The 11,752-nt window shown below is 36.4% G+C and carries 9 protein-coding genes and 1 tRNA gene; 2 read left to right on the top strand and 8 right to left on the bottom strand.

Annotated elements, in window-relative coordinates; all coding sequences use genetic code 11:
* Positions 1-231: 231 nt before the first annotated feature.
* From ACIQ7T_RS13865 to ACIQ7T_RS13855, 3 genes are all read right to left on the bottom strand, one after another.
* Entirely contained in the window at positions 232-840 is a 609-nt protein-coding gene (locus ACIQ7T_RS13865) for an FMN-binding negative transcriptional regulator (RefSeq protein WP_370081827.1), read from the bottom strand.
* Positions 841-857: 17 nt separating this feature from the next.
* Entirely contained in the window at positions 858-1,094 is a 237-nt protein-coding gene (locus ACIQ7T_RS13860; protein ID WP_370081829.1) for a glutaredoxin family protein, read from the bottom strand.
* Positions 1,095-1,171: 77 nt separating this feature from the next.
* Positions 1,172-2,077, bottom strand: a complete 906-nt coding sequence (locus tag ACIQ7T_RS13855) for a DMT family transporter (protein WP_370081831.1) — start codon at positions 2,075-2,077, stop codon at positions 1,172-1,174.
* Between the two features lie 130 nt (positions 2,078-2,207).
* On the opposite strand from ACIQ7T_RS13855, the gene ACIQ7T_RS13850 reads away from it, so the two are divergent.
* Positions 2,208-3,584, top strand: a complete 1,377-nt coding sequence (locus ACIQ7T_RS13850) for an aminotransferase-like domain-containing protein (protein WP_370081833.1) — start codon at positions 2,208-2,210, stop codon at positions 3,582-3,584.
* Positions 3,585-3,695: 111 nt separating this feature from the next.
* Here ACIQ7T_RS13850 and ACIQ7T_RS13845 read toward each other — a convergent pair whose 3' ends face one another.
* The 4 genes from ACIQ7T_RS13845 to ACIQ7T_RS13830 all read right to left on the bottom strand — a co-directional run bounded on the left by ACIQ7T_RS13845 (position 3,696) and on the right by ACIQ7T_RS13830 (position 10,007).
* A complete protein-coding gene (locus tag ACIQ7T_RS13845) occupies positions 3,696-5,972 on the bottom strand; it encodes a S9 family peptidase (protein WP_402871016.1) in 2,277 nt (758 codons plus the stop codon).
* A 142-nt stretch (positions 5,973-6,114) separates the two neighbouring features.
* Positions 6,115-8,391, bottom strand: a complete 2,277-nt coding sequence (locus tag ACIQ7T_RS13840) for a S9 family peptidase (RefSeq protein ID WP_402871014.1) — start codon at positions 8,389-8,391, stop codon at positions 6,115-6,117.
* Between the two features lie 273 nt (positions 8,392-8,664).
* The gene (locus ACIQ7T_RS13835) at positions 8,665-9,426 is read right to left on the bottom strand and encodes a TPM domain-containing protein (RefSeq protein WP_402871011.1); all 762 of its coding nucleotides are present in this window, start codon (positions 9,424-9,426) and stop codon (positions 8,665-8,667) included.
* Entirely contained in the window at positions 9,426-10,007 is a 582-nt protein-coding gene (locus ACIQ7T_RS13830) for a LemA family protein (RefSeq protein WP_370081841.1), read from the bottom strand. The genes ACIQ7T_RS13835 and ACIQ7T_RS13830 overlap by 1 nt, the downstream gene beginning before the upstream one ends.
* 196 nt (positions 10,008-10,203) lie before the next feature.
* Between ACIQ7T_RS13830 and ACIQ7T_RS13825 the strand changes: the two genes are divergently transcribed.
* Complete coding sequence (locus tag ACIQ7T_RS13825) at positions 10,204-10,818, top strand: spore coat protein (protein WP_402871008.1); 615 nt, start codon at positions 10,204-10,206, stop codon at positions 10,816-10,818.
* Between the two features lie 453 nt (positions 10,819-11,271).
* Here ACIQ7T_RS13825 and ACIQ7T_RS13820 read toward each other — a convergent pair.
* Positions 11,272-11,346 (bottom strand) — tRNA-Arg (locus tag ACIQ7T_RS13820).
* Positions 11,347-11,752: the final 406 nt, after the last annotated feature.

Here is an 11,752-nt window from a genome sequence, read left to right as displayed (position 1 = left end):
TGGTCACTCAGTCTTTTGTTGTTGTTGTTGTTGTTGTTGTTGTTGTTGTTGTTGTTGTTGTTGTTGTTGTTGCTTTTGCTTTCGCACAGATAAATTGCCATAAGACGTGGCGTTCTTAGCCTAAGTTCCTCTTTTCAGTGGATGTTTGAACACACTCTGAAAGAAATTAAAAAATTCCGCTCCTTCCTCACTGCCACATACATAGCAAGAAAAATGCGAAATTTTTAAGGTTCATCTATTGTTTTGTCTCATTAAACGTGCGATTTGTTGCTCATTTGTATGTTCGATTTCTTCTAATTTTTGAATTACTAATTGTTGTCTATCATTAGAATGATTCTGGCTTAACTTCTTCTTACCTTCCATACTTAAGATTTTTAATTTAAAGCCTTGAACTCCTTTGTTTAGATTGCTTACAAGCTGATCATCTACCTGAGTTAAGCTATATGTGCTGGTATGATGTTCATATTTTTTAATCATGTTGTTAAAGGATTGTATCAATTCATCATCGTGTTCAATAAGCTCGATTTCTCCATAAATATGTACTGCTACATAATTCCATGTTGGGACAGCTTGATTTGTTTCATACCACGAGGGAGATATGTAGCAATGTGGCCCATGAAATATTGCTAAAACCTGTTGATTTTCAATATCCTTCCATTGAGGATTTCCTTTTGCAAAATGCCCAATTAAACAGTCCTTAGTGTCATTCAACAACAACGGGAGATGTGTAGCAACTGGCATTCCTTCCTGAGTTGAAAAGAGTGTTGCAAAACTGTTCTCCTGAATCACTTCTATCATCTCGGATCTATCCTTCATTTTAAAAGCTGCTGGTACGTACATAAGCAACTCCCCCTTTGTTATTCGCTACACAAATGCTCCATAAGTGTTGCGTAATCCAAATTGCCGTATTGTATTACTTGCCCATCCTTTTCTACTACCGGAATCATTAACATATACTTTTCATGTATGCTCTCATCTTCTTCAATATTAATAATTTCAAGATCGAAATCTATATCTTCCTGTACGAGCTTTAAAGTATGCAGTCCCTCTACACAAAGTCCACAATTATCTCGACTAAAAAATTTCACGTCCAATTACAGCACCTCCCTTAAGAGCTATTATAAAACGAAACAGCTATTAATAACCAAGATACTGTAATGACACCTTTTGTTTATTGTTTAATTGTTTCAGAATCTTTTTTTACAACATTGGTATTCTTGCCAATAATTACGGACGCCACAACAATGAATGCTATTACAATAGTAAATAATGTAATAGGTTCATTGAGAAATAAAGCTGCAAAAATAATCATTAAAAATGGCTGTAAATATTGAATTTGGCTTACTCTTGAAATGCCTCCCATAGCCATTCCACCATACCAGGCTACATATGCTAAAAATTGACTCACAATAGCAAGATACAGAAAGCTAATCCAAGCTTTTAAAGGAGCATGCAACATCTCAACTGATACGTTTAGTAACACTGGAATAATAAGAAAAGGAGTAGCAATTATAATTGCCCAAGCAATTACTTGCCAGCTTCCTAATTCTCGTGCTAGTACCCCTCCTTCAGCATAGCTAAGTCCGAGTATAATGACTGCTGCCAATAATGCTAAATCTGCAACATGTAATTGGCCCAGTCCAAGATACATAGCGTAAATTATTACTGCCAATGCGCCAACTATACTTGATATCCAAAATTTAATGGACGGAATTTCGCCTCCCCTTATCATTGCAAACCCCGCTGTAGCTAAAGGTAAAAGGGCTAACTCTACAGCTCCATGAGAAACTGGCAAACTTGTCATAGCCCAAGAGGTGAGCAAGGGGAATCCTAAAACTGCGCCTAAAGAGACAATAATTAAACTCTTGAATTGACGAGCAGTGGGCAGTTTTTCTTTTTTCACAACCAATACAAGAGCAACTAAAATTGAAGCTACTACCGCTCTTCCTAAGCCAACAATTGTAGTCCCGAAATATTCTACTGCTACACTTGTTGCAGGTAATGTTAAGCTGAAACAGATGACGCCCACTAAGCCTAATAATAACCCCATTTTTTCCTTCTTATTGTCCTGCACCATTACCAACCCCTTATATTTTATGCAAATCTGTACCATTTGTGCTGGTATAATAAATATTAAGAGGAACTACCGTAAAAATAAACGATATTTTCCGTCATCTGTCCTGGTACAGAATAAAGGAGGCTTTGCATTGTATACAAAATATAATGAGGTTATTGATGAAATTAAAGATCAACTGGCACAGGGATTACTTATAGCAGGTAGTAAACTTCCTTCAGTACGACAACTCTCTGAAAAATTCTCCTGCAGTAAAAACACAGTTGTTAAAGCCTATGAAGAGCTAGAAAAAGAGCACTTAATTTTTTCGGTTCCTAAAAGCGGCTATTATGTTGTCAATGAATTTCAAAATCCAGACAGTAAAAATGATATTATTGACTTTTTGTCTGCTGGTCCAGATAAAGACATCATACCCTACATTGATTTTCAGCACTGCATCAATCAGGCCATTGATACTTATAAAGAAGAATTATTCACTTACACCGATCAACAAGGTCTATACTCTTTACGACTTCAAATGGTGAAGTATTTGCAAAGCTTACAAGTATTTACTGAACCTGAAAGATTATTTATTGTGTCTGGCTCTCAGCAGGCTCTTAATTTATTAGTTTCTATGCCATTTCCAAATGGGAAAAACAATATTTTAATTGAACAGCCTACTTATTTTGGCTTTATAGAGTCTGCCAATTTACAGCAAGTGACTACGTTCGGGATTGATTTATCTATGGATGGAATTGATTTCGATCGTCTAGAATATATATTTCGCAATAACGATATCAAGTTTTTCTATATTGTTCCGAGGTTTCAAAATCCACTTGGACATAGCTATACAAATAAAGAGAAAAAAAGGATTGTAGAATTAGCGGAAAAATACGATGTCTATATAGTTGAGGATGACTTTTTAGGGGATTTGGATCCAAATACTAAATCCGATCCATTATTCGCGTACAATCCTTCTGGCAGAGTTATTTATATTAAAAGTTTTTCTAAAGTTTTTCTACCTGGTTTAAGAGTTGCGTCTTTAGTTCTTCCAAAAATAATGACTAACAATTTTTTACGCTATAAATTTACTGCCGATTTTAATAGTTCGGTTCTTTCACAAGGAGCATTAGAAATTTATTTAAAAAACGGAATGTTTAATAGCCATATTAAGAAAATAAAAGAGCTATATTATAGAAAAATGAAACATCTTCAGGAAGCTTGTGAGTTATTGCTGCCAAATAACACGCATTATACGAAACCCTCTTCAGGATTTTATCTTACTATCTCCCTGCCCGAGAAAGTGACCGCAAAGCAGATCGTCAATTTGTTAAAAGAGCAAAATGTCCTTGTGGATGATGCAGCTAGAATGTTCCTACCAGAATATAAAAAGGAAAATCTGATTCGATTAAGTATTTCTCAAGTGAATGAGCGTCAAATTCATGTTGGAGTAGAAAAGCTAGCCCGTTGTATTACATTAATTAACAATAAGAAAAATGATATATATCGAAATACTTTTCAGCTCTTATAACGGCTCTTCATCCAAATAAGTCTCGACTGTACAATCGGGAGTGGCAAGAACAATTTAGAGTCTTCAACTAGAAAAGACTGTGCAAGAAATTTATGCACAGTCTTCTTTATATTATTTTTTCAGATGGCTATCTAAGAATTTTAGCATTGCAGTGTAAAATTCGATACTGTTTTCTTCATTACGGAAACCATGGCCTTCATTATCCTTCATCATGTATTCCACATCAACACCTCTTGCACGTAATGCTTCAACGATTTGATCAGATTCAGCTTTGTTTACACGTGGATCATTTGCACCTTGAGCTACAAATAGCGGTGTTTTAATTTTATCCACATGGAAGACAGGTGAAGCTGCTGTTAATAGCTCCTTATCTTTTTCAGGATGCCCTACACGCTCATAAAGCATTTCACGCATTGTTTCCCAATATGGAGGGATTGTATTTAATAGTGTAAAGATATTCGATACACCTACGTAATCAACTGCTGCTGCATATAGATCTGGTGTATAAGTGATACCTGCTAATGTTGCATAACCTCCAAAGGATGCACCATAAATTCCGATGCGTTTAGGGTCTGCAATGCCTTGGTCGATTGCCCATTGTACGCCATCTGTAATATCATCCTGAATTTTCAGACCCCATTGCTTATTACCAGCTTCAAGGAATTTTTTACCGTATCCTACGGAAGAACGGAAATTGACTTGTAGTACTGCATAACCACGATTTGCTAGTAATTGCACTTCAGGATTAAAGCCCCACATATCACGTGCCCATGGTCCACCGTGTGGATTGACGATAAGTGGCAGATTTTTAGCCTCTTTGTTTTTCGGTAAAGTTAAATAACCGTTAATTGTTAGACCGTCTCGACTTTTATATGAAATTGGGTGCATTTCTGAAAGCTCCTCTTGTTTTAACCAAGGGCTTAATGTTGCCATTTCTGTTATTTCATCTGTTGTTGAATCGTAGTAATAATATTTTCCGAAAACAGTGTCACTAGAAACGTTAACAATGAATTTTGTCATTTCTTTATTGTAATCATTAATGCTTAATTCACTTTCTTGAACACCTAATTTGTTTTGAATTTTACGGAATATTTTTTCAAAGTCCTCGTCAAAGAATTGATAGTGTCCTTTATCTGTTATATATGCACCGTATAATAATTTATCTTTCTCAGAATTATATAATACACCCATTACATCCACTTCTGAGTTGGACATAATTACTTCCTCATTACCTTCTAAATCATATTTCACTACTTCTACTTTATCTCTTCCTTTATTAGTAGTTGCAAAAATATGTTTATTGTCTTTAGAGAAAGCAAGTGGCATTACTTCATCTCCTGCTTTCATTTCAATAAATGGTTTGAATTCATCTTTCTCTGAGTCACGGTAAAGGACTGTTCCTTCTACACCATCTGAAGCAACTGCCATACGTACATTTCCATCATGATCTGCTAACCAACTTGAAATATTACCTGGGTTTTTCGCAACATGATTAGTTTCTCCAGTCTTCACATTAAGCTTGTACACATCAAAGACTTTTGCATCTTCTTTATTCATCGTAATAAGGATTTCGTCTTTAACGCCCTGTAAATCACTTAATAACCCAACTGTTACGTTCGGATATGGCGTTAAATCCTTTTCCTCATTACCATTAAATGTTGTTGAATAAATGTGGAAGTTTTCATCGCCACCTTTATCCTTTACATATAGTAAATTATCATCTTTCCAGAAGGATCCACCAATATCGCGATCTGTTGAACTAGATACGCGTACTGGCTCACTATCATCATTCATTTTCTTTACGAACACATTTGAACGATTTTCCCATGCAGATTTATAAGTAATGTAATTACCATCTGGTGAAAGCTGATAGCCGGCGTTTCCTGGGTGTTTCATGAAATCTTCGACAGAAATTTCTTTCACACCTTCATTATTGCCGACACCGTTTTTCACATTTTTAGCATTGTTCAAGATTTTAACCGCATCTTGTTTAGAAATCGTTTCACTAGCTGACAGACCGTTAAATAAACCAAGCTTATTTGCTTTTTCTTGATACTCAGCTAGTGTTGCTTCTTTTTCTTCTTTATTTAAAGCTCTTATTAAAATACGTGCCGCTTCATCACGTTTTATATTGATACTTAAATCTTTTAATTCTTCTCCCTTTACCCATTGATCAATGATTTGCTGACGCATTGTCTCTGATCCGTGTTGGAATGTTAGAGCTGTTACAGTTAAATCTAAAAATTCTTTAGCAGATAGACGTTCCTCTTTTACTTCTACTTGACTACTAGTTTCATTGGCAGCGCGCACTTCCTGCATAGAAACTGGAATGACTGCAGATGACGTTAAAATAACCGCTAATGATGCTGATAAAAACCTTTTTTTCAAAATGATTCCCCCTTATATCAGTACGCATTACGCATATTGTAAATACAATGAAATTATACCAACTTTAGCACTTTTGTCAATTATTGGTTCAGATGAAAAAGACTGCGCAAGAAACTTACTTCCTGCACAGTCTTCTTTCCTATTATTTTTTTAGATGGCTATCTAAGAATTTTAGCATTGTATTATAAAATTCAATGCGGTTTTCTTCATTCTGGAAACCATGTCCTTCATTATCTTTCACCATGTATTCCACATCAACGCCTCTTGCACGTAATGCTTCAACGATTTGATCAGATTCTGCCTTATTTACACGTGGATCATTTGCACCTTGAGCTACAAATAACGGTGTTTTAATTTTATCTACATGGAAGACAGGTGAAACAGCTGTTAATAGCTCTTTATCTTCTTCTGGATGTCCCACGCGCTGATAAAGTTGGTTACGCAATGTATCCCAATACGGAGGGATTGTATTTATAAATGTAAAGATGTTGGATACACCTACATAGTCCACTGCTGCAGCATATAGATCTGGAGTGTAAGTGATCCCAGCTAAAGTTGCATAACCTCCAAATGATGCACCGTAAATTCCGATGCGTTTAGGGTCTGCAATGCCTTGGTCGATTGCCCATTGTACACCATCTGTAATATCATCTTGAATTTTTAGACCCCATTGTTTATTACCAGCCTCTAAAAATTCTTTTCCATAGCCAGTTGAAGAACGGAAATTCACTTGTAGTACCGCATAACCACGATTTGCTAGTAATTGCACCTCATTATTAAAGCCCCACATATCACGTGCCCATGGTCCACCGTGTGGATTAACGATAAGTGGCAGATTTTTAGCCTCTTTGTTTTTCGGTAAAGTTAAATAACCGTTAATTGTTAGACCGTCTCGACTTTTATATGAAATTGGGTGCATTTCTGCAAGCTCCTCTGGGTTTAACCAAGGGCTTAGTGTTGCCATTTCAGTCATTTCATCTGTCGTTGAATCGTAGTAATAATATTTTCCGAAAACAGTGTCACTAGAAACACTAACAATGAATTTTGTCATTTCTTTGTTGTAATCATAAATGGCCATTTCATTTTCTTGAACACCTAATTTATTTTGAATTTTACGGAATAGTTTTTCGAAGTCTTCGTCAAAGAATTGATAATGAATCTTATCTGATACATATGTACCATACAATACTTTATCTTTCTCAGAACTATATAATACACCCATTACATCCACTTCTGGATTGGACATAATTACTTCTTCATTGCCTTCTAAATCATATTTAACTACTTCTACTTTATCTCTTCCTTTATTAGATTTCACCAAAATATGTTTATTGTCTTTAGTGAAACCAAGTGGCATTACTTGATCTCCATCTTCTATTTCAATAAATGGCTTGAATTCATCTTTCTCTGAATCACGATAAAGAACAGTGCCTACTACACCATCTGAAGCAACTGCCATACGTACATTTCCATTACGGTCTGCTAACCAGCTCGTAATATTACCTGGGTTTTTCGCAACATGTGTAGTTTCTCCAGTCTTCACATTAAGCTTGTACACATCAAAGACTTTCACATCTTCTTTATTCATCATAATAAGGATTTCATCTTTAACACCCTGTAAGTTACTTAATACCCCAACTGTTACATTCGGATAAGGTGTTAAATCCTTTTCCTCATTACCATTAAAAGATGTTGAATAAATGTGGTGGTTTTCATCGCCACCTTTATCTTTTACATATAGTAAATTATCATCTTTCCAGAATAATCCCCCGATATCACGATCCGTTGAATTGGATACACGTACTGGCTCACTATCGTCATTCATTTTTTTCACGAAAACGTTTAATCGATTTTCCCATGCAGAAGCATAAGTAATGTAATTGCCATCTGGTGAAAGTTCATAGCCCATGTTTCCTGGATTTTTCATGAAATCTTCTACGGAAATCTCTTTCACACCTTCATTATTGCCGACACCTTTTTTCACATTTTTAGCATTGTTCAAGATTTTAACCGCATCTTGTTTAGAAATCGTTTCACTAGCTGACAGACCATTAAATAAACCTAGTTTATTAGCTTTTTCTTGATATTCAGCAAGTGTTGCTTCTTTTTCCTCTTTATTTAAAGCTCTTACTAAAATACGTGCTGCTTCATCACGTTTAATATGTACACTTAAATCTTTTAATTCTTCACCTTTTACCCATTGATCAATGATTTGCTGACGCATTGTCTCTGATCCATGTTGGAATGTTAAAGCTGTTACAGCTAAATTTAGAAACTCCTTAGCAGATAAACGTTCCTCTTTTACTTCTACTTGACTGCTAGTTTCATTGGCAGCGCGCACTTCCTGCATAGATACAGGGATAACCGCAGATGACGTTAAAATAACCGCTAATGATGCTGATAAAAATCTCTTTTTCAAAATGATTCCTCCTTATATCAGTTCGTGTTATATCGTTAGTCGATACAATTGAATTATAACAATTTTATCTTTATTGTCAATTATTGATAATAATTAATCATATTTGACTTTTAAACCAATAAAAAAAGCGAACTGCATTGAGTTCACTTTTGAATATAATCAATTATGCCTCGGCATAATTATTTAGTCCATCCTTACATTCATCTCACCACCTATAGAGGAGGGAGACTTCTGTAACTGCCATTTCACTTACATTATATAAGGCATCTGAAGCTAAAATTTCCGACTCGCTCCTCCACCAGCAGATGAGCCGCCTCCGAATCCGCCAAAACCACCGCCCCTAGAGCCGCCACCTCCAAAACCACCTGGAAAACCACCCGGAAAACCGCCACGTCTACCAGAACGAGGCCCTCCTCCTCTACCATTGGAAATAAACGTATAAATAATAAGTACGATGATAACAATTAAAATAATCATCCACGTTGGCATTTCTTCATCAGCTGTATTTGCAGGCACCTCTCCATCCCAATTATACTCTTGCGCGACAGTTTGAAATACTTCAGCGTACGTTGCTTTAAATGCCTTATTAATGTCTCCAGCACGTGCATCTGGATAAAACGCTGTATCTAAAATGCGCCCCAACTTGCCATCAGGTAATGCTCCTTCGAGACCTTGACCTACAGCAATAACGACATCATTATTGCCATCGCCCTGCCCAAATGTTGCTAAAATTAAAACACCATTATTTTTTTGCGCATCGCCAATACCCCATGAACGAATCATTTTTGTTGCATACATTTTTGGTTCTTCTCCGTTAATAGTATCTACCGTTACGACCATAATTTCAGCACCTGTACCTTTGTCTAGCTGCTCTGAATAACGATTGAGTTCTTCCTTTACGGATGTTGATAAAACATTAGCAAAATCATGAATATACGTATTTTTCATCGGTGTCGGCATTGCGGCATCTGCCATTCTTATAGATAGAATAAACATGACGCTAACAATAGCAAGTTGGAATATCAACCGTTTCATTATTGTTTACCTGAACTGCCAAAATCTATAGATGGTGCCTTTTCAGCACCCGCAGCTGCTTTAAAGTATTCTTTCTGTTCAAAACCAAACATCCCTGCAATAAGATTGCCCGGGAAACGTTTAACCGTTTTATTAAAAGTCTGCACTTCATTGTTGTAGTCTTCTCGAGCCACTGCTAAACGATTTTCTGTCCCAGCTAATTCATCCATTAATTGACGGAAATTTGCATCTGCCTTTAAATTTGGATAATTTTCTACGACTACTAGTAATCGACCAAGTGCTCCGTTTAATGCATCATTGGCAACCGCCTGTTCCTTTGGACTTTGCGCACTTCCCATTTGTGCACGTGCCTCTGTAATGCTAGCGATCACTTCTTTCTCATGGTTAGCATAACCTTTTACAGATTCTACTAAGTTCGGAATCAAATCGTAGCGACGTTGTAGCTGATTTTCAACCTGCGCCCATTTCGAATCTACGCTTTCCTCGGCCGTTACTAGACTATTGTATTTTGGAATAAATAGTAAGGCCAATACAACTAAAATAATAACGATTATTCCTACAGGTCCAAATATTTTTTTCAATTCTAAAACCTCCTTCGCTTTCTTTTAGCTATCATCCATGTTTTGGCGATAAGCCTTTCTTTTTTCTTACCACTAATGTGCAGCAAAAAAACATCTCTATTCTACATATATGCAAATGCATTAATACCGTATGAAATTTGTCTAACGTGCCATACTTAATACTGTAACAAACTATGATATTTAGGAGGCGCTTTTTTTGACACAATCGTTTCAAAACGAATCATCAAACCAAACATCATTCAACCAACAACAAAGCCTAAATCATGGTGGACATGAGCAAATGGACTTGCATGAAACAATCGGTGCAATCATTGCTTGTATGAATCAATCCATTGTTTTACGTCCACAGGTTAAGGACACAGAGTTGCTTAGTATTTTGGATCGCCAATATAATTTCACATTAGGTATGTATAACACTATTGTGGAATCTTATAACACAGGTCATGATCCGACTGTTCCTACAGGTCGCTATCAAATGGAGACAGGAAATAATTTCAAATATGGAATGAATCCTGACCAACCTAAAAAGCCGATGCAAAATGCAAGTGAACTCAATGATGAATGTATTTCTGGCTTCTTACTTGGCGCTCAAAAAGGTGTGGCAAAAGGTATGACTGCAGCAGCAACAGAAACTACAAACCCTGTTGTTCGTCGTGTTATTGCAGATAGTATTCCCAACTGCATTGAAATGGCATACGAATTATCTATTTACCAAAATATGCATGGCTACTATCAAGTACCTCAATTTTCTCAACAAGATATGCAAACGATGCTTAACGCATACGGCACTACAACAAATCCCCTTCATTAATGATAAAAAACAAGAGCAGCCCCATCTGTGGTCACTATCACACGGGGCTGCTCTTGTTTAAAGGATTTTAAAACTTTTCCTAATGCTGTAGATGCCCAAAAAGCTCTTCCCGCGTCCCCTCTTCGCCAATATAGCCATCATTCATAAAGACAATACGATCTCTTTCTAAAAATAAAACAGTGCTATTTTTAGATTATTTGCAAAAAAAAAAAGAATCCCCTCAGATAGGATTCTTTTTTTCGACTAGTATAACTAGTCTTCACGTACAGTATGTTCACTAAAAAATAATTTGGAGTTGTTGCTTTTTTGAAGGTTTGAAAGAAACAAATACGGGAATAATGCCTACTAGGCAATATTTCCATTATTTTTCCTTCTCTTTTCCCCACTAAGCAGGCTGCTAAACTACTTATTAGGAGAATTGAGTTATAAAAGTAAATCAAATAATCAGTAAAATGGCGCCCTCGGAGGGAATCGAACCCCCAGTGCAAGAACCGGAATCTTACGTGTTATCCATTACACCACGAGGGCAATTAAACAAAAAAAAAAGTACTCACCCTAGGCTTTACGAAAAGCATGATGTAGATAACCCTCATTTGAAGCATACCTGACAAAATAGTGTACTGTACTTTAACTTATGTGACCTTATCAATTATACAAACGTATTGCCCATATTTCAACTATAGAATGCAAAACATTTTAACTTTTTTTATTTTGATTCATTAAGTGTCAAAATACCTATAAAAAAAAGATAATCCTCTGACGGATGTCATGGATTTTGAATTGCGCGGACACACTTTAAATTCTGGACATACTGTTTATCTGCGTGAGAGCGAGGCGTTCGCGGTATTTTTTATCTGCGTGGAAGCGAAGCGGATGCGGAGCGGATGCGAAGCGGATGCGGAGCGGATGCGAAGCGGATGCGAAGCGGATGCGG

Source organism: Lysinibacillus sp. NPDC096212 (assembly GCF_044763105.1).
Taxonomy (GTDB): domain Bacteria; phylum Bacillota; class Bacilli; order Bacillales_A; family Planococcaceae; genus Lysinibacillus.
Note: the sequence above shows the minus strand (reverse complement) of the source record. Positions and strands in the feature narration are given on the sequence as shown.

Coding starts and splice junctions, on each gene's coding strand:
- ACIQ7T_RS13865 (WP_370081827.1), bottom strand. CDS start 840: ATGTACGTACCAGCAGCTTTTAAAATGAAGGATAGATCCGAGATGATA.
- ACIQ7T_RS13855 (WP_370081831.1), bottom strand. CDS start 2,077: ATGGTGCAGGACAATAAGAAGGAAAAAATGGGGTTATTATTAGGCTTA.
- ACIQ7T_RS13835 (WP_402871011.1), bottom strand. CDS start 9,426: ATGAAACGGTTGATATTCCAACTTGCTATTGTTAGCGTCATGTTTATT.